This window comes from Pseudomonas iranensis (assembly GCF_014268585.2).
GTDB lineage: Bacteria > Pseudomonadota > Gammaproteobacteria > Pseudomonadales > Pseudomonadaceae > Aquipseudomonas > Aquipseudomonas iranensis.
Window position 1 is genome coordinate 4,989,837 of sequence record NZ_CP077092.1, and the last position, 25,848, is coordinate 5,015,684.

24 protein-coding genes are annotated in these 25,848 nt (G+C 60.7%); 14 read left to right on the forward strand and 10 right to left on the reverse strand.

Annotated elements, in window-relative coordinates:
- Positions 1–205: 205 nt before the first annotated feature.
- The 5 genes from HU724_RS22385 (at position 206) to HU724_RS22405 (ending at position 8,282) form a co-directional block, all read left to right on the forward strand.
- Positions 206–1,630, forward strand: coding sequence for a di-heme oxidoreductase family protein (locus HU724_RS22385; RefSeq protein WP_437180365.1), 1,425 nt, complete (start codon positions 206–208; stop codon positions 1,628–1,630).
- A gap of 27 nt (positions 1,631–1,657) precedes the next feature.
- On the forward strand, positions 1,658–2,722 hold the full coding sequence (locus tag HU724_RS22390; RefSeq protein ID WP_186567588.1) for an imelysin family protein: 1,065 nt from the start codon (positions 1,658–1,660) through the stop codon (positions 2,720–2,722).
- A 14-nt stretch (positions 2,723–2,736) separates the two neighbouring features.
- The gene (locus HU724_RS22395) at positions 2,737–3,837 is read left to right on the forward strand and encodes a DUF1513 domain-containing protein (RefSeq protein ID WP_186567586.1); all 1,101 of its coding nucleotides are present in this window, start codon (positions 2,737–2,739) and stop codon (positions 3,835–3,837) included.
- Positions 3,838–4,093: 256 nt separating this feature from the next.
- Positions 4,094–5,242, forward strand: coding sequence for an efflux RND transporter periplasmic adaptor subunit (locus tag HU724_RS22400; protein WP_186567584.1), 1,149 nt, complete (start codon positions 4,094–4,096; stop codon positions 5,240–5,242).
- Between the two features lie 13 nt (positions 5,243–5,255).
- A complete protein-coding gene (locus HU724_RS22405) occupies positions 5,256–8,282 on the forward strand; it encodes a multidrug efflux RND transporter permease subunit (RefSeq protein ID WP_186567582.1) in 3,027 nt (1,008 codons plus the stop codon).
- Positions 8,283–8,453: 171 nt separating this feature from the next.
- On the opposite strand, the gene HU724_RS22410 is transcribed toward HU724_RS22405, so the two are convergent.
- The 5 genes from HU724_RS22410 to colR form a co-directional block, all read right to left on the reverse strand.
- Positions 8,454–8,681 (reverse strand): hypothetical protein, encoded by a 228-nt coding sequence (locus HU724_RS22410; RefSeq protein WP_016773424.1) that lies wholly within the window; start codon positions 8,679–8,681, stop codon positions 8,454–8,456.
- Between the two features lie 2 nt (positions 8,682–8,683).
- Complete coding sequence (locus HU724_RS22415) at positions 8,684–9,400, reverse strand: lipopolysaccharide kinase InaA family protein (RefSeq protein WP_186567580.1); 717 nt, start codon at positions 9,398–9,400, stop codon at positions 8,684–8,686.
- A 3-nt stretch (positions 9,401–9,403) separates the two neighbouring features.
- Positions 9,404–10,072 (reverse strand): class I SAM-dependent methyltransferase, encoded by a 669-nt coding sequence (locus HU724_RS22420; protein ID WP_186567579.1) that lies wholly within the window; start codon positions 10,070–10,072, stop codon positions 9,404–9,406.
- Positions 10,073–10,221: 149 nt separating this feature from the next.
- Positions 10,222–11,505: a sensor histidine kinase gene (locus HU724_RS22425; RefSeq protein WP_186567578.1), complete on the reverse strand. Its 1,284-nt coding sequence runs from the start codon at positions 11,503–11,505 to the stop codon at positions 10,222–10,224.
- Positions 11,495–12,178: a two-component system response regulator ColR gene (gene colR / locus HU724_RS22430; RefSeq protein WP_016773421.1), complete on the reverse strand. Its 684-nt coding sequence runs from the start codon at positions 12,176–12,178 to the stop codon at positions 11,495–11,497. Before colR ends, HU724_RS22425 begins: the two co-directional genes overlap by 11 nt.
- Before the next feature lie 209 nt (positions 12,179–12,387).
- On the opposite strand from colR, the gene HU724_RS22435 reads away from it, so the two are divergent.
- The gene (locus tag HU724_RS22435; RefSeq protein WP_133338591.1) at positions 12,388–13,131 is read left to right on the forward strand and encodes a phosphatase PAP2 family protein; all 744 of its coding nucleotides are present in this window, start codon (positions 12,388–12,390) and stop codon (positions 13,129–13,131) included.
- Positions 13,132–13,321: 190 nt separating this feature from the next.
- On the opposite strand, the gene groL is transcribed toward HU724_RS22435, so the two are convergent.
- The 4 genes from groL to HU724_RS22455 form a co-directional block, all read right to left on the reverse strand.
- Positions 13,322–14,968: a chaperonin GroEL gene (gene groL / locus HU724_RS22440; RefSeq protein WP_016773419.1), complete on the reverse strand. Its 1,647-nt coding sequence runs from the start codon at positions 14,966–14,968 to the stop codon at positions 13,322–13,324.
- 50 nt (positions 14,969–15,018) lie between these two features.
- Positions 15,019–15,312 carry a co-chaperone GroES gene (locus HU724_RS22445; RefSeq protein WP_007916610.1) on the reverse strand — a complete coding sequence of 98 codons (294 nt, stop codon included), beginning with the start codon at positions 15,310–15,312 and terminating at the stop codon, positions 15,019–15,021.
- Positions 15,313–15,571: 259 nt separating this feature from the next.
- Positions 15,572–16,048, reverse strand: coding sequence for an FxsA family protein (locus tag HU724_RS22450; RefSeq protein WP_016773418.1), 477 nt, complete (start codon positions 16,046–16,048; stop codon positions 15,572–15,574).
- 71 nt (positions 16,049–16,119) lie between these two features.
- Complete coding sequence (locus tag HU724_RS22455) at positions 16,120–16,845, reverse strand: HugZ family pyridoxamine 5'-phosphate oxidase (RefSeq protein ID WP_016773417.1); 726 nt, start codon at positions 16,843–16,845, stop codon at positions 16,120–16,122.
- A 163-nt stretch (positions 16,846–17,008) separates the two neighbouring features.
- Here HU724_RS22455 and HU724_RS22460 point away from each other — a divergent pair, with 163 nt between their 5' ends.
- Positions 17,009–17,767, forward strand: a complete 759-nt coding sequence (locus HU724_RS22460) for an SDR family oxidoreductase (protein WP_016773416.1) — start codon at positions 17,009–17,011, stop codon at positions 17,765–17,767.
- 131 nt (positions 17,768–17,898) lie between these two features.
- On the opposite strand, the gene apbC is transcribed toward HU724_RS22460, so the two are convergent.
- Positions 17,899–18,993 (reverse strand): iron-sulfur cluster carrier protein ApbC, encoded by a 1,095-nt coding sequence (gene apbC / locus HU724_RS22465; RefSeq protein ID WP_186567577.1) that lies wholly within the window; start codon positions 18,991–18,993, stop codon positions 17,899–17,901.
- Positions 18,994–19,313: 320 nt separating this feature from the next.
- Here apbC and metG point away from each other — a divergent pair, with 320 nt between their 5' ends.
- The 7 genes from metG (at position 19,314) to nth (ending at position 25,829) form a co-directional block, all read left to right on the forward strand.
- Positions 19,314–21,365 carry a methionine--tRNA ligase gene (metG, locus tag HU724_RS22470; RefSeq protein WP_186567576.1) on the forward strand — a complete coding sequence of 684 codons (2,052 nt, stop codon included), beginning with the start codon at positions 19,314–19,316 and terminating at the stop codon, positions 21,363–21,365.
- Positions 21,366–21,479: 114 nt separating this feature from the next.
- A complete protein-coding gene (locus HU724_RS22475; RefSeq protein ID WP_186567575.1) occupies positions 21,480–22,049 on the forward strand; it encodes an Rnf-Nqr domain containing protein in 570 nt (189 codons plus the stop codon).
- On the forward strand, positions 22,046–23,050 hold the full coding sequence (rsxB, locus tag HU724_RS22480; RefSeq protein WP_186567574.1) for an electron transport complex subunit RsxB: 1,005 nt from the start codon (positions 22,046–22,048) through the stop codon (positions 23,048–23,050). Before HU724_RS22475 ends, rsxB begins: the two co-directional genes overlap by 4 nt.
- Positions 23,037–24,020 (forward strand): RnfABCDGE type electron transport complex subunit D, encoded by a 984-nt coding sequence (locus tag HU724_RS22485; protein WP_186567573.1) that lies wholly within the window; start codon positions 23,037–23,039, stop codon positions 24,018–24,020. Before rsxB ends, HU724_RS22485 begins: the two co-directional genes overlap by 14 nt.
- A complete protein-coding gene (locus HU724_RS22490; RefSeq protein ID WP_186567572.1) occupies positions 24,017–24,625 on the forward strand; it encodes an RnfABCDGE type electron transport complex subunit G in 609 nt (202 codons plus the stop codon). The genes HU724_RS22485 and HU724_RS22490 overlap by 4 nt, the downstream gene beginning before the upstream one ends.
- Positions 24,622–25,194: an Rnf-Nqr domain containing protein gene (locus tag HU724_RS22495; RefSeq protein ID WP_186567571.1), complete on the forward strand. Its 573-nt coding sequence runs from the start codon at positions 24,622–24,624 to the stop codon at positions 25,192–25,194. The genes HU724_RS22490 and HU724_RS22495 overlap by 4 nt, the downstream gene beginning before the upstream one ends.
- A complete protein-coding gene (nth, locus tag HU724_RS22500; protein ID WP_016773410.1) occupies positions 25,191–25,829 on the forward strand; it encodes an endonuclease III in 639 nt (212 codons plus the stop codon). Before HU724_RS22495 ends, nth begins: the two co-directional genes overlap by 4 nt.
- Positions 25,830–25,848: the final 19 nt, after the last annotated feature.

Sequence of the window (25,848 nt, forward strand, 5' to 3'; positions counted from 1 at the left end):
AGCGAGCCTGCTCGCGAAGGCTTGATCCGGCGCAGCATTTTCAGCGCGTCGGGCATCGCTTTCGCGAGCAGGCTCGCTCCCACAGTATTGGCATGCGCTTAAAGGCTTGCGCGATATCAAGCAAACGATAATTCCTCTTATTCAAACTCCCCCGCCCTGTTAGACTTTGCGCCTTTGTTTTCGCCCGTTTGCAGGATGTCTGATGCTGTCGTTGCCGCTTCGCTTGTCCGCACTGTTGCTGGCCCTGGGCCTGAGTGCCTGCGATGACGCCCCGCGTTTCATCAAGGCCGAGCCAGGGGAAGCGCGTTCGGGCGGTGCGGCGACTGTACGCAAGAGCGATCAGAACGCCTTCTCCCTGCCATCGGCCAATCTGCCGCCGTCGCGGCGGGTGGATTTCAGTGTCGGCAACAGTTTCTTTCGCAGCCCGTGGGTCATCGCGCCGTCGACCACCACGGCGCGCGACGGCCTCGGCCCTTTGTTCAATACCAACGCCTGCCAGAACTGCCACATCAAGGACGGTCGCGGGCATCCGCCGGCACCTGACGCATCCAATGCGGTGTCGATGCTGGTGCGCCTGTCGATTCCCGACGCGCCGCCCTACGCCAAAGTCATCGAACAGCTCGGCGTAGTGCCGGAGCCGGTGTATGGCGGGCAGTTCCAGGACATGGCCGTGCCCGGCGTTGCCCCGGAAGGCAAGGTCCGCGTCGACTACACACCGGTGCCCGTACGCTTCAAGGACGGCACTGAAGTCGAGCTGCGCAAACCGACCCTGCAGATCACTCAACTCGGTTACGGCCCGATGCACCCGGACACGCGTTTTTCCGCGCGGGTGGCGCCGCCGATGATTGGTCTGGGCCTGCTCGAAGCCATCCCCGAGGAGGCGATCCTCGCCAACGCCGCCGCCCAGGCGAAAGAGAACAATGGCATCAACGGCCGGCCCAACCGTGTCTGGGATGACCAGTTGCAGAAAACCGTTATCGGCCGGTTCGGCTGGAAAGCCGGGCAGCCGAATCTCAATCAGCAGAACGTTCACGCATTCTCCGGTGACATGGGCCTGACCACCAGCCTGCGGCCGTTCGACGATTGCACCGAGGCGCAAACCGCCTGCAAACAGGCGCCGAACGGTAATGGCCCGGACGGCGAACCGGAAGTCAGCGACAACATCCTGCGGCTGGTGCTGTTCTACAGCCGCAATCTGGCAGTGCCGGCGCGCCGTGGCGTCAACGATCCACAGGTGCTGGCCGGCAAGAATCTGTTTTTCCAGGCCGGTTGCCAGTCGTGCCACACGCCTAAATACACCACCGCCGCCGATGCCGCCGAACCGGAATTGGCCAATCAGGTGATTCGTCCGTACAGCGACTTGCTGCTGCATGACATGGGCGAAGGCCTGGCGGACAACCGCACGGAATTTCAGGCCTCCGGCCGCGACTGGCGCACCCCGCCGTTGTGGGGGATTGGTCTGACGCAAGCGGTCAGCGGTCACACCCAGTTTTTGCATGACGGCCGCGCACGCAACCTGCTCGAAGCGGTGCTCTGGCATGGCGGCGAAGCGACGGCGGCGCAGCAACAGGTTTTGTCTTTCAATGCCGAGCAGCGCGCTGCGTTGCTGGCGTTTCTGAACTCACTTTAAATACTGAAAAAACATCGGGAGCCCGACATGTTCCGTCCCAAGTTACTGTTCACCAGCCTTGCCGCGCTCGCCCTCGGCGCCTGCTCGCCGCAGGACCCGCAAGCGGTCACTTCGGCGGCGATCGCCAAATCGGTAATCCTGCCGACCTACACTCGCTGGGTCGAAGCCGACCGGCAACTGGCGGTCAGCGCCCTCGCCTACTGCCAGGGCAAAGAGACCCTGGACACCGCCCGTGCCGATTTCCTCCACGCGCAGAAAGCCTGGGCCGAGTTGCAACCGCTGCTGATCGGTCCGCTGGCCGAGGGCAATCGTTCGTGGCAAGTGCAGTTCTGGCCGGACAAGAAAAACCTCGTCGGCCGCCAGGTCGAGCAACTGGTCGTCGCCCAGCCGCAGATCGATGCCGCCGCATTGGCCAAATCCAGCGTCGTGGTGCAAGGCCTGTCGGCTTACGAATACATCCTGTTCGACGCCAAGCCTGACGTCGCCAACGACGCGCAAAAAGCCAAATACTGCCCACTGCTGATCGCCATCGGCGAACGCCAGAAGCAACTGGCCGAAGAGATCCTGCAGGGCTGGAACAACACTGACGGCATGCTCGCGCAGATGAGCAAGTTCCCTAACCAGCGCTACGCCGACTCCCACGAAGCGATCGCCGATCTGCTGCGCGTCCAAGTGACGGCACTGGATACCCTGAAGAAAAAACTCGGCACGCCGATGGGCCGTCAGAGCAAGGGCGTGCCGCAGCCGTTCCAGGCTGATGCGTGGCGCAGCCAGTCGTCGCTGACCGCGCTGGAAGCCAGCCTTGCCGCGGCCAAAACCGTCTGGGAAGGCGTCGACAACAAAGGCCTGCGCGGTCTGCTGCCGGCCGAGCAGAAACCGTTGGCGGACAAGATCGATGCCGCCTATGCCGCGTCGCTGAAGCTGTTCGACAGCACCCAGCGCTCGCTGGGCGAAATGCTCGAAGACGACGCCGGTCGCCAGCAACTCAACGATATCTACGACAGCCTCAACGTCGTCCATCGCCTGCATGAAGGTGAGCTGGCCAAGGCGCTGGGCATCCAACTGGGCTTCAACGCCAACGACGGTGACTGATGAGGGCGAGTGCCATGCTGCGACGTCAGGTTCTGACTTTAGGTAGTGCACTGCTGGGAGCAGTGACGCTGGGCGGCTGGACGCTGTTCAAACGCAAGGATCAGAGCCCGCTGCTGCTGTCGGCGCGCGACGACACCGATGGCAAGCATTACGCGGTCGGTTATCGCCTCGACGGCACGCGGGTGTTCGCCACCCACGTCGGTCAGCGTTGCCACGACATCATCAACCACCCGACGCAGCCGCTGGCGCTGTTCGTTGCACGGCGTCCGGGTACCGAGAGTTACCTGATCGACCTGCGCGACGGCAAGCTACTGCAGACCGTGGCCTCGCAGCCGAACCGGCACTTCTACGGCCACGCCGTGGTGCACAAGGACGGCGAATACCTGTACGCCACCGAGAACGACACGAGCGATCCCGGCCGTGGCCTGCTCGGCGTGTACAAGTTCGAGGGCGAACGGCTGGTGCACACGGGCGAGATTTCTACCCACGGCCTCGGCCCGCATCAGGTGTCGTGGATGCCCGACGGCGAGACGCTGGTGGTGGCCAACGGCGGCATTCGCACCGAGGCGGAAAGCCGCGTCGACATGAACCTCAACGCCATGGAACCGAGCCTGGTGCTGATGCAGCGCGACGGCACATTGCTGAGCAAGGAAACCCTCGCCCAGCAGATGAACAGCGTGCGCCACCTGGGCATCGCCAGTGACGGCACCATCGTTGCCGGTCAGCAATTCATGGGGCCGTCCCACGAGCGCTCGGAGCTGTTGGCGATCAAGCGACCCGGGCAAGCGTTCGGGGCGTTCCCGGTAGCGGAAGAGCAGTTGCAGGCGATGGGGCACTACACCGCCAGCGTCGCGGTGCACAGCGACCTGCGTCTGGTCGCGTTGACGGCGCCGCGCGGCAATCGTTTCTTTATCTGGGATCTGGACAGCGGCGAACTGCGCCTCGATGCGCCTTTGCCTGATTGCGCCGGGGTCGGAGCGGTGAAGGATGGCTTTGTCGTGACCTCGGGTCAGGGCCGTTGCCGCTACTACGATTGCCGCCAGGAACAGCTGCTGGCCAAGCCGCTGGAATTGCCGGCGGGGCTCTGGGACAACCATCTTCATCTGATGGCCTGATACCCCCCCATTTTTGAGATGCCCCCCCGTCCTGTGGCGAGGGGATTTATCCCCGTTGGGTGGCGCAGCCGCCCTTAAAACTGCAATTGCGGTATGACTGAAGGATTCAGGGGGCCGCTTCGCAGCCCAACGGGGATAAATCCCCTCGCCACAGGATTGTGTCCCGCTGCACCTGTAAACACTGCCAGTTGGAATCCCCACCTGACTCGGAGTAATGTGCCCGCCTGTCTCATGATTTATCCAAGGAACTGGACATATGCTGCGTCGCCGCATGCTGATCATGTTGGGTGTTGTTTTGCTGATCGTCCTGATACTGGGCGGATACAAAGCCTTTTCGATCTACACGATGATCCAGGGCTTTTCCAAGCCCAAGCCGCCGATCAGCGTCGCCGTGGCCACTGCCGGCGAACAGCCGTGGCAGATGCGCCTGCCCACCGTCGGCACGCTCAAGGCGCTGCAAGGTGTCGACTTGAGTCTGGAAGTCGCCGGCACCGTCACTGAGCTCAAATTCGAATCCGGGCAGAAGGTCAAGGCCGGGCAACCGTTGCTGCAACTCGACAGTGCCGTCGAGACCGCTCTGCTGGAAACCGCCCGCGCCGACCTCGGCCTGGCGCAACTGGACTTCGGCCGTGGCGCGCAACTGGTCGACAGCCGCGCGATCTCCAAAGGCGAATACGACCGCCTCTCCGCCGTGCTGCAAAAGAACAAGGCCACGGTCAATCAGCTCAACGCTTCGCTGGCGAAAAAACGCATCCTCGCGCCATTCAGCGGCACCATCGGCATCCGTCAGGTCGACGTCGGCGACTACCTCGCCAGCGGTACCAAAATCGCTACGTTGCAGGATTTGAGCAGCCTTTACGCCGACTTCTACGTGCCCGAACAAGCGGTGCCGAAACTCGCTATCGGCCAGCCCGTGCAGTTCACCGTCGCCGCTTATCCGGGGCAGAACTTCGTCGGCAAGATCAGCGCAATCAACCCGATCGTCGAAAGCACCACGCGCAATATCCTCGTCCGCGCCACCCTGGCCAACCCCGACGGCAAGCTGCTGCCGGGCATGTTCGCCAGCCTTGAAGTGCTACTGCCTGATCCACAGAAACACATCGTGGTGCCGGAGAGCGCGATCACCTACACCCTGTACGGCAACTCGGTTTACGTGGTCGGGCAGAAAAAGGCCGAGGACGGCAGCGTCGCCAAGGATGAAAACGGCCAACCGCTGCTGATCGCCGAACGTCGTTTCGTCGAAACCGGTGAACGCCGCGATGGCCTGGTGATGATCAACAAGGGCGTGCAGAGCGGCGAACAAGTGGTAACGGCGGGCCAGATCAAACTGGACAACGGCGCCCACATCGCTATCAGCGACGACAAGACCCTAGGCGAGCAGAACAGTCCGCCTCGCGCCGACTGATCAAGGAATTCCCATGGCTTTTACCGATCCGTTCATCCGCCGCCCGGTGCTCGCCACCGTGGTCAGCCTGCTGATTGTGCTGCTGGGCTTTCAGGCCTGGAGCAAGCTGCCGCTGCGCCAGTACCCACAAATGGAAAACGCCCTGATCACGGTGACCACGGCTTATCCCGGGGCCAACGCCGAAACCATTCAGGGCTACATCACCCAGCCGATGCAACAGAGCCTGGCCAGTGCCGAGGGCATCGATTACATGACCTCGGTCAGCCGGCAGAACTTCTCGGTGATTTCGATTTACGCGCGCATCGGCGCCAACACCGACCGCTTGTTCACCGAACTGCTGGCCAAGGCCAACGAGGTGAAGAACAAGCTGCCGCAGGACGCCGAAGACCCGGTGCTGAGCAAGGAATCCGCCGACGCTTCGGCGCTGATGTACATCAGTTTCTTCAGCAAGGACCTGAGCAACCCGCAGATCACCGACTACCTGTCGCGGGTCATCCAGCCAAAACTGGCGACGCTGCCGGGCATGGCCGAAGCGGAAATTCTCGGCAATCAGGTGTTCGCCATGCGTCTGTGGCTCGACCCGGTGAAACTCGCCGGCTTCGGCCTCAGCGCCGCCGACGTGACCGCTGCGGTGCGCCAGTACAACTTCCTCTCCGCCGCCGGCGAGGTGAAAGGCGAGTACACCGTCACCAGCATCAACGCCAACACCGAACTGAAATCCGCCGAGGCCTTCGCGGCGATTCCGCTCAAGGTCGATGGCGACAGCCGTGTGTTGCTGCGTGATGTCGCGCGGGTGGAAATGGGCGCGGAAAACTACGACTCGATCAGCTCGTTTGGCGGCACGCCGTCGGTGTACATCGGCATCAAGGCCACTCCCGGCGCCAACCCGCTGGACGTGATCAAGGAAGTGCGCAAGTTGATGCCCGAGCTGGAAGCACAGCTGCCGCCGAACCTGAAAAGCGAAATCGCCTACGACGCGACACTGTTCATTCAGGCCTCCATCGATGAGGTGGTGAAAACCCTGTTCGAAGCGGTGCTGATCGTCATCGTCGTGGTGTTCCTGTTTCTCGGCGCGCTGCGTTCGGTAGTGATCCCGGTGGTGACCATTCCGCTGTCGATGATCGGCGTGATGTTCTTCATGCAGATGATGGGTTACTCGATGAACCTGCTGACGCTGCTGGCCATGGTGCTGGCCATCGGTCTGGTGGTGGACGACGCGATCGTCGTGGTGGAAAACATCCACCGGCACATCGAGGAAGGCAAGACGCCGTTCGACGCAGCGCTGGAAGGCGCGCGGGAAATTGCCATGCCGGTGGTGTCGATGACCATCACCCTGGCGGCGGTGTATGCGCCGATCGGTTTCCTCACCGGGCTGACCGGGGCGTTGTTCAAGGAGTTCGCCCTGACCCTGGCTGGAGCAGTGGTGATTTCTGGCGTCGTCGCCCTGACGCTGTCGCCGATGATGTGCGCGTTTCTGCTGCGCCACGAAGAGAACCCCAGCGGGCTGGCCCATCGTCTCGACCGCGTCTTTGAAGGCCTCAAGCGCCGTTATCAAAGCATGCTCCACGGCACGCTCAATACGCGGCCGGTGGTGCTGGTGTTTGCGGTGATCGTGCTGTGCCTGATTCCGGTGTTTCTCAAGTTCACCAAGTCGGAACTGGCCCCGGACGAGGATCAAGGCATCATTTTCATGATGGCCAGCGCACCGCAGCCGACCAACCTCGACTACCTGAGCACCTACACCGACGAATTCATCACCATCTTCAAAGAGTTTCCCGAGTACTACTCATCGTTTCAGATCAACGGCTATAACGGTGTGCAGGCCGGCATCGGCGGCTTTTTGCTCAAGCCATGGAACGAGCGCAGCCGCACGCAGATGGAAATCCTCCCCGAGGTGCAGAGCAAACTGGAGAGTATTCCCGGCCTGCAGATCTTCGGTTTCAACCTGCCCTCCCTGCCCGGCACCGGTGAAGGCCTGCCCTTCGAATTCGTGGTCAACACCGCCAATGACTATGAACTGCTGCTGCAAGTCGCCGAGCGCATCGAGAAACGCGCGATGGAGTCCGGCAAGTTCGCCTTTGTCGACCTCGATCTGGCGTTCGACAAGCCGGAAGTAGTCGTGGATATCGACCGCGACAAGGCCGCGCAGATGGGCGTGTCGATGCTTGACCTCGGCAGCACGCTGGCGACCTTGCTCGGCGAGGCGGAGATCAATCGCTTCACCATCGACGGGCGCAGCTACAAGGTCATCGCCCAGGTCGAACGGGCCTACCGCGACAACCCGGACTGGCTGAGCAATTACTACGTGAAAAACACCCAGGGCGAATTGCTGCCGCTGTCGACGCTGATCAAGGTCAGCGACCGCGCACGACCGCGCCAGCTCAATCAGTTCCAGCAACTCAACGCAGCGAAGATTTCCGGTTTCCCGCTGGTGAGCATGGGCGAAGCCATCGACACCGTGCTGCAGATTGCCCGCGAAGAAGCACCGGCCGGGTTTGCCTTCGACTACGGCGGTGCCTCGCGCCAGTACGTGCAAGAAGGCAGCGCGCTGTGGGTAACTTTCGCTCTGGCATTGGCGATCATCTTTCTGGTGCTGGCCGCACAGTTCGAAAGCTTCCGTGATCCGCTGGTGATTCTCGTGACGGTGCCGCTGTCGATCTGCGGCGCGCTGATCCCGTTGTTCCTCGGCTGGTCGAGCATGAACATCTACACCCAGGTCGGGCTCGTGACGCTGATCGGCCTGATCAGCAAGCACGGCATCCTGATCGTCGAATTCGCCAACCAGTTGCGCAAGGACAAGGGCCTGAGCGCCCGTGACGCGGTGGAGGAAGCGGCGGCAATTCGCTTGCGCCCGGTGCTGATGACGACGGCGGCAATGGTGTTCGGCATGGTGCCGCTGATTCTGGCCACCGGCGCGGGCGCCGTGAGCCGCTTTGATATCGGCATGGTGATTGCCACAGGGATGTCGATTGGCACGCTGTTTACGCTGTTCGTGCTGCCGTGTGTTTATACCTTCCTGGCGAAACCGGATCGCAAATAACATCCTGTGGGAGCGAGCCTGCTCGCGAATGCGGCAGTTCAGCTGCATTGATGTCGACTGATACACCTTCGCGAGCAGGCTCGCTCCCACAGAGGGCGATATGTATCTTGAAAGTTGTTGAATAAAAAAGGCCTCGCAATTGCGAGGCCTTTCATTTGGGCTTCAATCGTTTCAACTGGCTGGCCTCATTCCCTGAGACAGTCCGAACATGAACAACAGCAAATCATGATCGGGCTGGGTCGCCACGGAGGCTTTTGCCACCCGTGGAACCGAACAATGAGCGTCGTTCCCGGACGCCCCTATGACCTGCATGCGCGGCTGCTCCCAGGCAGCCACCGCCAGTGAAGCAACTGCCAAGGCCCCGACCAGGAACAAACCTCGTGCAATTTCGAGTTTCATCGCTATAAACCTTTGATAGCGCTGCCAAACGCCGTCTCATAAAAGTAGACGAGTTTTTTCCAGTCGGCATCGCGGAACGACGAATGGCGACGCAGTTGCTTCAAGTCATGCTGTGCGGCTCGATAGGGGGTCAGACGCTGGCGGCACTTCTCCAGATCGATCAACGCCACTTCAACCTGCGCCGTTTCACCTTCACCGGTGACGCGCACGAAAACGTGTTTGATGTAAATGCAGCTGTGTTGCCAGCGGCCCTTGTGCATGCGCGCCAGGTTCTCGGCGAGGTCCTTGAGGACTTTTTCGTAGACCACGTCACCACATTGATCGCGACCACCGGCGGCGGCCAGCCAGTGTTCCAGTTCCTGAAAACCGTCGAGGGATTTGGTGACAAGCAGTGCGCGCCATTTGTGCTGCGGATCCGGCTGAGCGCCGCAAAAAACGATTTGCGGAACACGCACGCCGAGTTTGCTTACGCCGGTCAGCGCATCGAGTTCACGCAATACGGTCGGGCGACCGAACGGGTGCAACCAACTGCGATAGATGTGCCCGGTCTGGCGCTTGGCGTACAAGAGCTGACCGTCACGGTCGACGATGCGCTGCACCCCGCTTTCGCCACCACGGCGCACATTGGGCTCTTCAACCCATTCGCCGCGCTGGTTCCAGTAATAATCGAAACGATCCTGGGGAGCGACATCCGCTTCAACCGCTGCTTGCACTGCCATCCTCTACCTCTTGCGTAATACGTAAACTCGCCACATCGCATAGAGCGGTATGAAGTCCAGTTGTTCCTGAATGCGGAAACCCGCCTGTTCAAATTCTTTCTCGATCGTCGCCGCCGGAATCAGAAATCGATTCTGGTAGTCATGGCTCGGTCGATCCCGCTCGGCGCGCTTGCGCTTCCAGGCCTTGAAATTGCCGTCAACCCACAACGAAACAATCACGCTGTCACGGGTCACCCGCTCGAACTCGCGCAGGATCACCCGGCGGTGCTCGGCCTCGCCGATGTGGTGCAACAGACGCATGCAAAAGATGCTGTCGACCGAGTTATCCGGCAGAGCGATATCGAATGCCGAGGTGTGCAGCGGTTGTACACGCTTGACCACCTCGGCTGGCTGCCCTTGCAGCGCGGTCTTGATCATCGACTCGGAATTGTCCGCGCCAATGATCACCCGGTTGGGCTTCTCCGCGAGCATTGGCCAGAAACGCCCGGCACCGCAGGGCAGATCCAGCACCAGCCCGGGATCTCCCGCCAGCGCCAGGGCCTTGCGACCGACTTGCTCATCGCGCCAGTGCGACAGGCGGCGACCGAGGCTTTGCTGGTGCTTGCGCAGATATCGTTGTGCGTGTTGGTCGTCGTACTTTTCGGAAAAATCGAGCTTGATCGGGCCGGCCATCATCTGGACTCCTGTTCTGATGACGCCACCTTAAGCAGCGGCGTGTCAGCGTCAGGTCATCCAATTGTGAAAATTCTGTCAGGTAAATCTGCAAAGTATTACAACGTTATACAGGATTTAGACAGCTGTACGGGAGTAGCCTCGAGCCACTATTTGCCGGCATTCACGCCAAGATCTACCTCGAATCGGCAGCCATTGGGGTCCATCGTGCTCAGGCTGACTGTCCAGCCCTGGTTTTCGCAGATGCGCTGGACCAGCGACAGGCCCAAGCCGAGACCCTCGCCACGTTTCTCGCTGCCGCGCACAAACGGTTCGAACATCGCCTCGCGTTTTTCCTCGGGGATGCCCACGCCCGAATCCTCAACGACAAAACCGTTGGCGGTGAGCGTCAGACGAATGAAACCCTGTTCGGTGTAATGCAGGGCGTTACGCAGCAGGTTGCCCATTACCGCGTTCAGCAAGGTCGCGTTGTAGCGAGTATCCGCTGGGGTGCCCGGCTCGAATATCAGTGTCAGCCCCTTGCGCTCGATCGGCTCACGCCACAGGCACAGCAGGCTCTCGGCCACTTGTGTGAGGTTCTGCTGTGGCGCCGCTGCGGCCTCTTCGTTCTGCGTGCGCGCCAGCATCAGGAAGGTCTGTACCAGTTCGCGCATCTCCTCGCTGGCTCGGGCGATGCGTTCGACCTGAGCGCGACCGCGCTGATCGATACCGGGGTTTTCCAGCAGCAGTTCGCAGGAGCTGGCCAGGACCATCAGCGGCGTGCGCAATTCATGGCTGACGTCGCTGGTGAACAGCCGTTCGCGGGTCAATGCCTGACGCAAGCGTCCCAGCGTGGCATCGAACGCCACCGCCAGTTCGCCGACTTCATCCGCCGCGTAATCCGGCGCCAAGGGCGGGGCCAGGCCGAGCAACTGGTCGCGATGGCGGACCTGTCTCGCCAGGCGCACCACCGGCGCCATCACCTTGCGGGCGAGCACCCAGCCAAGAAACACCGCCAGCGCCAGACTGAGCACGAAGCCCACCAGCACCACGGCAAACAGCACGCGCTCGCGCTCTTCGAAATCGCTCTGGTCCTGCAGCAAGACATAACGCCGACCATCCACCACTTCGACCATCGCGTGATAGGACAGCTGCTCGCGAAATACCTCATGAAAACCCGCATCGAGGTGACGCAGATCCTTGGGCAGGTCGAAATCCCCCGGCCCGCCACTGAAATAGAACAACTGATCCGGCTCGGGGCGATGGCTCCAGTCGGAGACGTTGTCCATCAGCAGCAGACGTTGCAGGTCGCCGCCCAGCCCTGCGGAAATCAGTTTCTCTTCCACAAGATGCACCGTCGCAACGATGCCCATGGCGAAAGCGCCGGCGACCAGTGCGCTCATCAGCGCAAAGGCGATGATGATCCGCTGGGAAAGACTCTGCTTAAACTCCATCTCGCCCCTCGGCCAAGCGATAACCGACACCGTGCACGGTGTGCAGCAGTGGCTTGGCGAATGGCTTGTCGATCACTTGGCGCAACTGGTGAACATGGCTGCGCAGGCTGTCGCTGTCCGGGCAGTCATCGCCCCACAGCGCTTCCTCGAGAATCTCCCGACGCAGCACGTGCGGGCTCTTCTGCATCAACACCGCGAGCAGCTTGAGGCCGACCGGATTGAGCTTGAGCAGCTTGCCTTCGCGGGTCACTTCCAGGGTGTCGAGGTCGTAGCTCAGATCACCGACCTGCAATGCGCGGCGACCGCCGCCCTGAGCACGGCGCATGACCGCTTCGACGCGGGCGGCCAGCTCGGACAGCGCAAACGGTTTGATCAGGTAATCGTCGGCACCGGACTTGAAGCCCTGCAGACGGTCGTCGAGTTGGTCGCGGGCGGTGAGCATGATCACCGGCGTGTCACGCCGGGCGTCTTCACGCAGGCGCTTGCACAAGGTGTAGCCGTCGATGCCGGGCAGCATGATGTCGAGCACGATCAGGTCGTAATGCTCGGTCGCCGCCAGATGCAGACCGGACAAGCCGTCTTGTGCGCAATCGACGGTATAGCCTTTCATGCCCAGGTAATCGGCCAGATTGGCCAGGATGTCACGGTTGTCTTCGACCAGCAGAATTCGCATGGACATCTCCTCCGAACGGGGTAACGGCCGTCTTGGCCCGCGCAGCTTACGGCCAAGTGTGGCTCAGGGCTAGGGGCGTTTTTCGATAAACCTGCACTGCGCGCGCGGCGACGTTTTTTTCACTTTCGGTTAACAAATCGCCGACGCCAGCGCGCGCAGACTCCGCGCGATTACGCTCTCTCCTCCGTTCATCGACCAAGGAACCTGCCATGGTGTCGACCTCTGCCCTTCCCGCTTCAAGACCGCTGAACTGGTGGTTGTGTCTGGGCATTCCCGCAGCGGCGGCGATCATTCTGCTGTTGCTCGAACTGACCGATCTGGACATGGTTCTGGCACAGATGTTCTACGACCCGGTCGCCGGCGATTTCATCGGGCGGCACAGCTATTTTCTTGAAGACATCCTGCATGACCGGGCGAAACAGCTGGTGATCGGCTTCTCGGTGTTTGCCATTCTGGGTTTCATCGGCGCGTTTTTCATCGAACGGCTGAAACCGCTCAAGCGCGAACTCGGTTGCCTGGTGCTGTCGCTGGGGCTGGCGACTTCGTTTGTCACTCCAGTCAAAGCCGTCACTGCCGTGCAATGCCCGTGGAGCCTGGAGCAATTCGGCGGTCACGAGACCTACAGCAAACTGATGGAGCATCGCCCCGCCACGGACAAGCCGGGACGTTGCTGGCCGGGTGGCCATGCGGCGACAGGGTTCACCCTGTTTGCACTGTTCTTCGTGTTGCGTGACCGCCGCCCGCGACTGGCACGGCAGGCGTTTGTATTTGCCTTTGCGCTGGGCTCGGTGTTCTCGATCAGCCGCATGATGCAGGGTGCGCATTTCTTTTCGCACAACGTGTGGACGGCGATTTTTTGCTGGCTGATTTGTCTGGGGGCTTATTACTGGGTGCTGTATCGCCCGGCTGGCAAGACTTCGACGGCGATGAACACACAGCCGATCAATGCCTGAAATAAACAACCTGTGGGAGCGAGCCTGCTCGCGAATTGTCGGCTCAACTGGCTTGCATGTCGGATGACAGACCGCTTTCGCGAGCAGGCTCGCTCCCACAGGGGGATACCAGTGAGCTTCGAAATTGGGGCAATAAAAAACCCCGCTGACTTTCGCCAGCGGGGTTTTGCGTTACAGGGCCAGGGCTGGCTTACATCATGCCGCCCATGCCACCCATGCCGCCCATGTCTGGCATACCGCCGCCAGCTGCACCTTCTTTCTTCGGTGCGTCGGCAACCGCTGCTTCGGTGGTCAGGATCAGACCGCCGATGGAGGCTGCAGCTTGCAGAGCCGAACGGGTTACCTTGGTTGGGTCCAGGATACCCATTTCGATCATGTCGCCGTATTCGCCGGAAGCAGCGTTGTAACCGAAGTTACCTTTGCCGTTCTTCACTTCGTTGACGACGACGCTTGGCTCGTCACCGGAGTTGGCAGCGATCTGACGCAGCGGCGCTTCAACAGCGCGACGCAGCACAGCGATACCGACGTTCTGGTCAGCGTTGTCGCCGGTCAGCTCGGTCAGTGCTTCCAGAGCACGGATCAGTGCCACGCCACCGCCAGGTACCACGCCTTCTTCAACGGCTGCGCGGGTTGCGTGCAGGGCGTCTTCAACGCGGGCTTTCTTCTCTTTCATTTCAACTTCGGAACCAGCGCCAACCTTGATCACTGCAACGCCGCCGGACAGCTTGGCCAGACGCTCTTGCAGTTTTTCACGGTCATAGTCCGAGGAGGTTTCGGCAACCTGGGCGCGGATCTGAGCGATACGGCCTTCGATGTCTGCCTGCACGCCAGCACCGTCAACGATGATGGTGTTTTCCTTGGACAGGGTCACGCGCTTGGCGTTACCCAGGTGCTCCAGGGTGGTGCTTTCCAGGCTCAGACCGATCTCTTCGGAGATAACGGTACCGCCGGTCAGAACAGCGATGTCCTGCAGCATGGCCTTGCGACGGTCGCCGAAGCCCGGTGCCTTGACGGCAGCGACTTTGACGATGCCACGCATGTTGTTCACAACCAGAGTCGCCAGGGCTTCGCCTTCAACGTCTTCGGCCACGATCAGCAGTGGGCGGCCGGCTTTGGCAACGGCTTCCAGCACTGGCAGCATTTCGCGGATGTTCGAGATCTTCTTGTCGACCAGCAGGATCAGCGGGCCGTCGAGCTCGGCAACCATGGTGTCCGGCTTGTTGACGAAGTATGGCGACAGGTAGCCACGGTCGAACTGCATGCCTTCTACAACCGACAGTTCGTTTTCCAGGCCCGAGCCTTCTTCAACGGTGATCACGCCTTCTTTACCGACTTTTTCCATGGCTTCGGCAATGATGTCGCCGATGGAGTTGTCGGAGTTGGCCGAGATGGTGCCGACCTGAGCGATGGCTTTGAAGTCAGCGCATGGCTTGGACAGGGCTTTGAGCTCTTTGACAATGGCGATGGTCGCCTTGTCGATGCCGCGCTTGAGGTCCATCGGGTTCATGCCGGCAGCGACGGCTTTCAGGCCTTCGTTGACGATCGACTGAGCCAGAACGGTAGCGGTGGTAGTACCGTCACCAGCGTCATCGTTGGCACGGGAGGCAACGTCTTTGACCAGCTGCGCGCCCATGTTTTCGAAGCGGTCATCCAGTTCGATTTCTTTGGCGACGGAAACGCCGTCCTTGGTGATGGTTGGAGCGCCGAAGCTCTTCTCGATAACCACGTTACGGCCTTTCGGGCCCAGGGTCGCTTTTACCGCGTCAGCCAGAACGTTGACGCCTTTGAGCATCTTGGTACGGGCGGCATCGCCGAACTTAACTTCTTTAGCAGCCATGATCGATATTCCTTAAATACTTTGTAGTAGCGGGAAAATGAACGGGGATATCAGCCTTCGATAACCGCGAGGATTTCGTTCTCGCTCATTACCAGCAGGTCTTCGCCATCGACTTTCACAGTGTTGCTGCCGGAGTAAGGACCGAACACAACCTTGTCGCCTTCCTTCACGGACAGTGCACGCACTTCACCGTTTTCCAGAGCTTTGCCCGGGCCTACAGCGAGAATCACACCGTGGTTGGCTTTTTCAGCAGCCGAACCTGGCAGGACGATACCGCCAGCGGTTTTCTTTTCTTCTTCGCTGCGACGGATGACGACGCGGTCATGCAGAGGACGAAGCTTCATTGTCGATCTCTCCTAATTGTGGTTTTCATCGGCCGGTGTAGTCCCGGCGGGTTTAACGAATCCGGCCTGCGCCGGTTGCGGTCCGTCGAGCGAACCGCGCAAGTCTGTCCGGTTTGAATACCGGAAACCTTTCGGTGACCGATACATAGGGGCGTACAAGCCGATTACAAGGGCTGGCGGAAAAAATTTTTCATCCAGACACAGTAAATAACAGCCATAAACGAGCACGGCACCCGCAGGTGCCGTGTCGATGCTGATATCACTTGTTGTCGCGGTGTTCGAACTCGCCTTCGATCACATTCGGCTCTCGACCGAGCGGCTCGCGCGGGGCCGGGCCGCCACGGGGTTGCAGGTCGTCGGCGAAGGCACGCTGGCGCATCGCCTGGTCTTCAGCACGCTGGCGCATCTTGTTCGCCAGCAGACGACGGGTGACCGGCAACAGCATCACCAGACCGACCACGTCACTGATGAAGCCGGGAATGATCAACAGGCCGCCGGCCAGTGCCAGCATCAGGCCTTCGAGCATGGTCTGCGCGGGCAATTCGCCGCGATTCAGGCTTTCCCGGGCACGCAATGCGGTGGCCAGACCGGCGACGCGCAGCACGAACACACCGAACATCGAGCCGAGAATGATCAGCAGCAGGGCCGGGAAGAACCCGATAGAGCCTGCCACTTTGACGAATACGAACAGCTCCAGCACTGGAAACAGCAGAAAGAGCAACAGAAAAGGGCGCATCAAAGTTTCCTCAACGCAAGAAATGCCTTGCAGTAAGCCTTAGATGACGTCGCCCTTGCGTGAATTCAAGCTTAACTTTGCGCTTTTTTCGGCCAGGACTGGGCGTGAGCCAGAGAAACCAAGGCCTCGCGCACTTGTGTCGGCGTATTACATGGCGCCGCGAAGGGCAACCAGTAGACGGCCTGACCGATGCGCAGGTGCATGCCCTCGCTGTCGATGCCGGCCAGTTGCGCCGGCACACTGTTCGGCAGCCCGGCCAGCTCGACGTAATGGGCGATGGCCTTGGCGTGGTCGCTGTTCATGTGCTCGACCATGCTGATTTCCGCCTTGCCGGCGAACGGGTTGGCCAAGGTCAGATCGTCGATCCAGTGGATCGCACCAAAGCCGCCGATGTAGCGATGGCGCACCGGATCGAGCACCCAGAAATCGAAATCGTGGGCCTGGTGATAATTCTGCGAGTCGGGGAAATAGCGGTAATAACGCTCGGCGGCAGCCTCGATCGCGGCCGGGTCTTCGAGTTTCTGCGCTTGGGCCAGATAGGTCAGCCGCCCGACCGCCTGCACGTCGTCGGCCTCGCGCTCGCCCACCAGCATCGAGCACTTCGGATCTTTCTGCAGGTTATGCGTGTGCTGCGCGATGCGGCTGATCAGGATCAGCGGCCGACCCTGCTCGTCCAGGCAATACGGCACAACCGAGCCAAAGGGAAAACCCGGCATCGACTTGGAGTGGGTCGACAGCACTCCACGGTATTCCTTGAGAAGCAATTCTCGGGCATTCTTCGCCACTTCAGCGCTCAATTTGTGACTCCTTAAATGGGTTCCGTCTAGAAAACGGACAGGCGCGCAGCGAAAAGTAACCGGCGCGCATCGGGCAAATGTTCGTGTGCAACCAGGCCTGACCGGTGCCGATCGAGCGTTGCCGACAACAAAAACAACTCAGACCTGCCAGCGGGACATGCGAATGCAACTCAACGACAAAGTAATCATTATCACCGGCGGTTGCCAGGGTTTGGGCCGTTCCATGGCCGAGTATTTCGCCGGCAAGGGCGCGAAGCTGGCCCTGGTCGATCTGAATCAGGAAAAACTCGACGACGCCGTGGCCGCCTGCAAAGCCAAGGGTGTCGAAGCGCGCAGCTACCTGTGCAATGTGGCCAATGAAGAACAGGTCGAGCACATGGTCGCGCAAGTGGCCGAAGACTTCGGCGCCATCCACGGCCTGATCAACAACGCTGGCATTTTGCGCGATGGTCTGCTGCTGAAGGTCAAGGACGGTGAGATGACCAAGATGAGCCTGGCGCAGTGGCAGGCGGTGATCGACGTCAACCTGACCGGCGTGTTCCTCTGCACCCGAGAAGTCGCAGCGAAAATGGTCGAGCTGAAGAACAGCGGTGCGATCATCAATATTTCGTCGATCTCCCGTGCGGGCAACGTCGGCCAGACCAACTATTCCGCCGCCAAGGCTGGCGTCGCGGCGGCGACCGTGACCTGGGCAAAGGAGCTGGCGCGTTACGGCATTCGCGTCGCGGGCATTGCGCCGGGCTTCATCGAAACCGAAATGACTTTGGGCATGAAGCCGGAAGCGCTGGAAAAGATGACGTCGGGCATTCCGCTCAAGCGCATGGGCAAGCCGGAAGAAATCGCCCATTCGGCGGCGTATATCTTCGAGAACGACTACTACACCGGGCGGATTCTGGAGATGGATGGCGGGTTGCGGATCTGACTGTCACCCTGAAACAAATGTGGGAGCGAGCCTGCTCGCGAATGCGGTGTGTCATTCAACCCATTGGTTGTCTGATCTACCGCTTTCGCGAGCAAGCTCGCTCCCACAGGTTTTTCAGCGCTGCCGATGGATCAATCGTCGCTGATGGTGATGTTCGGCATCGCCGGCGCGGCCGCTTCCTGCAACACGATCCGCGCGCCGACGTGGCGGGCCAGCTCCTGATAGACCATGGCGATCTGGCTGTCCGGCTCGGCGATCACGGTTGGCTTGCCGCCATCGGCCTGTTCGCGGATCAGCATCGACAGCGGCAGCGAGGCCAGCAGTTCGACGCCGTACTGGGTGGCCAGCTTCTCGCCGCCGCCTTCACCGAACAGATGCTCGGCATGCCCGCAGTTCGAGCAGATGTGCACCGCCATGTTTTCCACCACGCCCAGCACCGGAATGTTGACCTTGCGGAACATTTCCACGCCTTTGCGTGCGTCGAGCAGCGCCAGATCCTGCGGCGTAGTGACGATCACCGCACCCGCCACCGGGACTTTCTGCGCCAGGGTCAGCTGGATGTCGCCGGTACCTGGCGGCATGTCGATGACCAGATAATCCAGATCGCCCCACGCGGTTTGCGTGACCAGTTGCAGCAGCGCTCCGGAAACCATCGGCCCGCGCCAGACCATCGGCGTGTTGTCGTCGGTCAGGAAGGCCATCGACATGACTTCCACGCCGTGAGCCTTGAGCGGCACGAACCACTTCTGATCCTTGACCTCAGGACGGGTGCGCTCGGGGATGCCGAACATGATGCCCTGGCTCGGGCCGTAGATATCGGCGTCGAGGATGCCGACTTTGGCGCCTTCACGGGCCAGCGCCAGCGCGAGGTTGGCAGCGGTAGTGGATTTGCCGACGCCACCCTTGCCGGAAGCAACGGCGACGACGTTCTTGACGTTGGCCAGCCCGGGAATCTGCGCCTGGGCCTTGTGCGTGGCGATCACGCTGGTGACCTCGACGCGGGCGATGACCACGCCGTCGAGGTTTTCGATGGCCAGTTGCAGCAATTGCGCCCAGCCGCTCTTGAACAGGCCGGCGGCGTAGCCGATTTCCAGCTGCACATTGACGCGGTCACCGATGATCTCGATGTTTTTCACGCACCCGGCGCTGACCGGATCCTGGTTCAGGTAGGGGTCGGTGTATTGGCTGAGGACGGCTTCCACCGCTGCGCGAGTGACGGCGCTCATGGGCAACTCCGATAACAAGACTGGAAAAGATGGCGGCTATCGTACGCTGGACACCGATTTGAGGCGAACAGATTACTTGCGCTGAAAAGCCACCGTGGTGAGGGGACTTATCCCCGTTCGGCTGCGCAGCCGCCCCAAAACTTCCGCCCCCGGTACGTCAGGAGCTGCGTGTGTAACGATATCCACGACTGCTGCGCAGCCGAACGGGGATAAATCCCCTCACCACACGAGCTCTCAAAGTACCCAGCGGCGCAGGGGTGAAAAATATGCGCCGGCGCTTTATAGTGGCCGACCTCCGTTTCATCAAGTAGCGAAGCCCCATGTCCGAGCCACGCAAGATCCTCGTCACCAGCGCCCTGCCCTACGCCAACGGTTCGATCCACCTTGGCCACATGCTGGAATACATCCAGACCGATATGTGGGTGCGCTTCCAGAAGCATCGCGGCAACCAATGCATCTATGTCTGCGCCGACGACGCCCACGGTTCGGCGATCATGCTGCGCGCGGAAAAGGAAGGCATCACCCCGGAACAACTGATCGCCAACGTGCAGGCTGAACACAGCGCCGACTTTGCCGACTTCCTCGTCGATTTCGACAATTTCCACTCCACTCACGCCGAAGAAAACCGTGAGCTGTCGAGCCAGATCTACCTCAAGCTGCGTGACGCCGGGCACATCGCCCAGCGCTCGATCACCCAGTATTTCGACCCGGAAAAGAAAATGTTCCTGGCCGACCGCTTCATCAAGGGCACCTGCCCGAAATGCGGCACCGAAGACCAGTACGGCGACAACTGCGAAAAATGCGGCGCGACCTACGCACCGACCGACCTGAAGGATCCGAAGTCAGCGATCTCCGGCGCCACTCCGGTGCTCAAGGATTCCCAGCACTTCTTCTTCAAGCTGCCGGACTTCCAGGAAATGCTCCAGGCCTGGACCCGCAGCGGCACCCTGCAAGACGCCGTGGCCAACAAGATCGCCGAATGGCTGGATGCCGGTCTGCAGCAGTGGGACATTTCCCGCGATGCGCCGTATTTCGGTTTCGAGATTCCGGGCGAACCGGGCAAGTATTTCTACGTCTGGCTGGATGCGCCGATCGGCTACATGGCCAGCTTCAAGAACCTCTGCAACCGCACGCCGGAGCTGGACTTCGACGCGTTCTGGGGCAAGGACTCGACTGCCGAGCTGTACCACTTCATCGGCAAGGACATCGTCAATTTCCACGCGCTGTTCTGGCCAGCCATGCTCGAAGGCGCCGGCTACCGCAAGCCGACCGGCATCAACGTGCACGGCTACCTGACCGTCAATGGTCAGAAAATGTCCAAGTCGCGCGGCACGTTCATCAAGGCCCGCACTTATCTCGATCACCTGTCGCCGGAATACCTACGCTATTACTACGCAGCCAAGCTGGGCCGTGGCGTCGATGACCTCGATCTGAACCTCGAAGACTTCGTGCAGAAGGTCAACTCCGACCTGGTCGGCAAAGTGGTCAACATCGCCAGCCGTTGCGCCGGATTTATCCACAAGGGCAACGGCGGCCTGCTGGTCGACAACAATGCCGCGCCGGAGCTGACCGAGGCCTTCCTCGCCGCCGCGCCGAGCATTGCCGACGCCTACGAGGCCCGCGACTTCGCCCGCGCCATGCGTGAAACCATGGCCCTGGCTGACCGCGCCAACGCGTGGATCGCCGACAAGGCGCCGTGGTCGTTGAACAAGCAGGAAGGCAAGCAGGATGAAGTCCAGGCGATCTGCGCCACCGGCATCAACCTGTTCCGCCAGTTGGTGATCTTCCTCAAACCGGTACTGCCGCTGCTGGCCGCTGATGCCGAGGCGTTCCTCAACGTCGCGCCGCTGACCTGGAATGACCACACCACCCTGCTGGCCAATCACCAGCTCAACGAATTCAAACCGTTGATGACCCGTATCGACCCGGTAAAAGTCCAAGCCATGACCGACGCCTCCAAGGAAGACCTGACCGCCAGCCAGACCGATACCGGCGAAACCAAGCCTGCGGGCAACGGCGAACTGGCCAAGGATCCGCTGTCGCCGGAAATCGATTTCGACGCCTTTGCCGCCATCGATTTGCGCGTCGCTTTGATCGTCAAGGCCGAACACGTCGAAGGCGCGGACAAGCTGCTGCGTCTGACCCTCGACATCGGTGACGAGCAACGCAACGTGTTCTCCGGGATCAAGAGCGCGTATCCGGACCCGTCCAAACTCGACGGTCGCCTGACCATGATGATCGCCAACCTCAAACCACGGAAAATGAAGTTCGGTATTTCCGAAGGCATGGTGATGGCAGCCGGTCCCGGCGGTGAAGAGATCTACCTGCTGAGCCCGGACAGCGGCGCCAAACCGGGTCAGCGCATCAAGTAAGACGTTGCCGTAAAACGATCCCACCGACGTGCTCTGCATGCCGGTGGGATTTTTCATATCTGGCCCGATAGTGCCTACCCTTAAGAGACACCCGCCCGTTTCGCTGGCATAACCATGACCGAACTCGTGTTAACGCTGATCAGTGCTGCGCTGCTCAACAACTTGGTGTTGCACTGGCCGCTGGGCGTCGCTCCGCTGCTGGCGGGCAGTCGTCGCCAGGTGCATGCGCTGGGATTGGCGACGTTGTGCCTGATGGTGATTGTTGGCGTTATCGGACAGGCGATCTGGCATTGGTTATTGGTACCGTTGCAGCTTGAAGCGCTGCGCCTGTTCGTGTTTCTGCCGTTGAGTGTGTTGTTGATCGCGCCGCTGCTGAAACTGCTGGCGCGCGGGCTGCAGGATTGGCCGTTCGAGGGATTGTGGCCGCTGCTGCTCGGCAATGCCGGCGTGCTAGGGCTGGCGTTGATCAATGCGCAAAACGACTTGGGCCTGCTGCACGCGACGGCGTTGAGCATCGGTGCCGGGCTGGGTTTCTGGCTGGTGTTGAGTGTGTTCTGCGACCTGCGCGAGCGCACGGCCGCCAACGATATCCCCCTGCCCTTTCGCGGCCTGCCAATCGATCTGATCAGCGCCGGACTGATCGCAGTGATTTTTCTCGGATTCAGTGGATTGATCAAAACATGAGTCTGCTTCAACGCATCGATGCCCTGCTGCCGCAGACCCAATGCGGCAAGTGCGGCCATCCCGGATGCAAGCCGTATGCGCAAGGCATTGTTGACGGCGAGCCGATCAACAAGTGCCCGCCGGGCGGCGAAGAAACCATCGCTGCCCTGGCCGAGCTGTTGAAAATACCGGTCCTGGAACTGGACATCAGCCGTGGCCCGGCACCGCCGCAAGTCGCCTTCATCCGCGAGGCCGAATGCATAGGCTGCACCAAGTGCATTCAGGCCTGCCCGGTCGACGCCATCGTCGGCGCGGCAAAACTCATGCACACGGTGCTGATCGACGAGTGCACCGGTTGTGATCTGTGCGTTGCGCCGTGCCCGGTCGACTGCATCGAAATGCATCCTTTGCCTGCGAACACGATCCCAGTGGTTGGCGGTCTCGCATTTGATCTCGAAGAACAGCGCGCCCGCGCGATCAAACGTGACCATGCGCGCCAGCGTTTCGAGCGCCGCAACCAGCGCCTGCTGCGTGAAGAACAGCAAAAGCAGGCTGAACGTGAAGCGCGAGCCGCGCGTGCGGCACAACCGCAAGTCTCGACCGCCGACCCGGTGCAGGCTGCGCTGGAGCGGGTGCGTGCGCAAAAAGCCGCGAACGCCGATGCGGCGCTGAAGAAGGCCAAGGTCGATGTGGCGATGAGTCGGGCTCAGTTGCATAAATCGCTGAAAGCTTTCGGCCATCCGCCGACGTTCGAACAGCAGTCGCAACTGATCGTCCTGCAGCAACAATTCGAAGCCGCCGAGCAAGCACTGGCGAAGCTGGAAAGCAGCCAACCGGTGATTCCCGCCGTCTCTGCTCCGAGCAACGACGCCGAACTCAAGCGAGCCAAGATCCAGTTGGCCATGCGCCGCGCCGAGTTGAAAAAGGCTCAGGCAGCGGAGGCTGCGCCGGAGCAGATCGCAGCACTGGAGCAAGCCGTGACTGACGCCGAGCGCCAGGTGCAAGACCATGCCACCCCTTGAGGCAGCGGACGATCGCCTGCAACAGGCGATGAATACCGTGCTGCTCGCAGCGCTGCCGGGGCTGCTCGCTTTGTTCTGGTTGTATGGCTGGGGCGTGTTGATCAATTTGCTGTTGGCGGTCATCAGCGCGTTGCTCGTCGAAGCTGCCGTCGCCAACCTGCGTCGACAAGCCGTGCAACCGGCGCTGCGTGATGGCAGCGCGCTGGTCAGTGCGATGTTGCTGGCCGCCGCGCTGCCGGCTTATTGCCCTTGGTGGCTGACTGTCATTGCGACCGCTTCAGGTCTGTTGTTCGGCAAACATCTGTATGGCGGCGTCGGCAAAAACCCGTTCAACCCGGCGATGCTTGGTTTTGCCCTGAGCATGGTGCTGTTTCCGCAAGCGATGACCCACTGGCCCGGTCATGGCCTCGATTTCCTCTCGGCGTTGCAACAGGTTTTCAACCCGGCTCCAGCACCGGACGCCTGGGCGCAGGCCACGGCACTGGACAGTCTGCGCATCAATAAAAGCCTGACCATCGATGAGCTGTTCGCCAGCAACCCGGCCTTCGGCCGCTTCGGCGGGCGCGGTGTGGAATGGGTGAATCTGGCGTTTCTGCTCGGCGGTCTGTGGCTGTTGCAGCGGCGGATCTTCTCCTGGCATGCGCCGGTGGGGATGCTCGCCAGTCTGTTCCTCATCAGCCTGTTGTGCTGGAACGGATCGGGGTCCGATTCCCATGGTTCGCCGCTGTTTCATCTGCTCAGCGGCGCGACCATGCTCGGTGCATTTTTTATCGTGACAGAACCTGTGTCCGGCGCGAAAAGCGCCCTCGCCCGCCTGCTGTTCGGCATTGGCGTCGGCTTGCTCACCTATCTGATTCGTACTTGGGGTGGTTACCCGGACGGCGTCGCGTTTGCGGTGTTGCTGATGAATCTGCTGGTGCCGACGCTGGAGCGCTTCGCCGCCAGCCGCCATCTGCCGGTGAGCACATGAACCGCTCAGCAAGTGTCGCGACCCTGGTGCTGCTGGCACTCGTTGGCGTGAGTGCGACATACGTGTTGCAGCGCAGCAGTGCACCGCAGATTGCCAGCGAGCAGCGCTTGCTCGACAGCCGCCAATTGCTCGATGTCATGCCTGCCGCGCTCTACGACAATCAGCCGCTGGAGCAACCGCTGACGAAGCTCACCGAGCCTGTTTTGCGCCATAGCACGCTGTCAGGCGGCTATCGAGCGACCCGCTCCGGACAGACAGTTGCGGTGCTGTTGCGCAGTCGCAGCGAAGGTTACGCAGGCACTCTGGAACTGCTGATAGCCATCGATGCAAACGGCAGAGTTCTAGGCGTGAAAACCCTTGAGCAGCGCGAAACGCCGGGATTGGGTGGTCACATCGGTGAATGGCCGAATGCCTGGCTTCAGACCTTCCTCGGTAAATCCCGAACTGAGCCGACAGACGCCGGTTGGGCGCTGAAAAAGGATCAGGGGGAGTTCGATCAAATCGCTGGCGCGACCATTACCTCCCGTGCCGCCATCAACGCGATTCATGACGCACTGCGTTATTTCGATGAGCATCAGGCGCTGCTGTTAGGGGCTGGCTCATGAAACGCACGGTAAGTTTATTGATGCTGGTGCCGCTATTGGGCGCCACACAAACACTCAGCGCTGCACTGGGGATAACCTTGATGCTCGGCGCGGTGCTCGGCGTTTTTGCCGTTTGCATGTCGCCGCTGCGCGAACGCCTGACGGGCACCCGTGCGTTGCTCGCCAGCCTGACGCTTGCTGCGACGTTGACTAGTTGCGCGGATATTGTGGCGCAACGCTGGTTTTTGCCATGGCAGCAAACATCTGGGCTCTACATAGGGCTGATCGCCTTGCACTGCGTCGTGCTTGAATACCACGGTGCCTTCCGCGAGCCCGTCGCTGTCAGCTTCAAACGCTGCGCCTTGTTCGGCGCGCTCATGCTGGTGGTCGGCGGGCTGCGCGAGATCATCGGTTATGGCAGCCTTGGCCGAGGTCTTTCGGAGCATTGGCAAGGTCTGGTTTTGTTCCCCGAGGGGCTGCATCTGTTTACGCTGGTCCCCGGCGCTTTCGTTTTACTGGGCCTGCTTCTCGCCGTACGTCAGGCGTGGACACGCCGCAACTCTGTCATCAAGGAAACGCATCGCCCATGAATGCTGCAAAACGTCTTGAGATATTTCGCCGACTGCACGAAGACAATCCCGAGCCGAAAACCGAACTGGCCTATTCTTCGCCGTTCGAGCTGCTGATTGCGGTGATTCTTTCGGCGCAGTCCACCGATGTCGGCGTCAACAAGGCGACCGCCAAACTCTTTCCCGTCGCCAATACACCTGCCGCTATTCATGCACTGGGTGTCGAGGGGCTGTCCGAGTACATCAAGACCATTGGCCTGTACAACAGCAAAGCGAAGAACGTCATTGAAACCTGCCGTTTGCTGGTTGAGCGCCATGGCGGTGAAGTCCCGCAAACCCGGGAAGAACTGGAAGCCCTGCCGGGCGTCGGGCGCAAGACCGCCAACGTGGTGCTCAACACCGCTTTCCGTCAATTGACCATGGCGGTCGACACGCACATTTTCCGGGTCAGCAACCGCACCGGCATCGCACCGGGGAAAAATGTCGTGGAAGTTGAAATGAAGCTGATGAAGTTTGTACCGAAAGAATTCCTGCTCGACTCACATCACTGGCTGATTTTGCATGGCCGCTATGTTTGCCTGGCGCGCAAACCGCGCTGCGGTAGCTGCCGCATCGAAGATTTGTGCGAATACAAACACAAAACTTCTGACGATTGAGCGGTCATCGGTTTTTCGT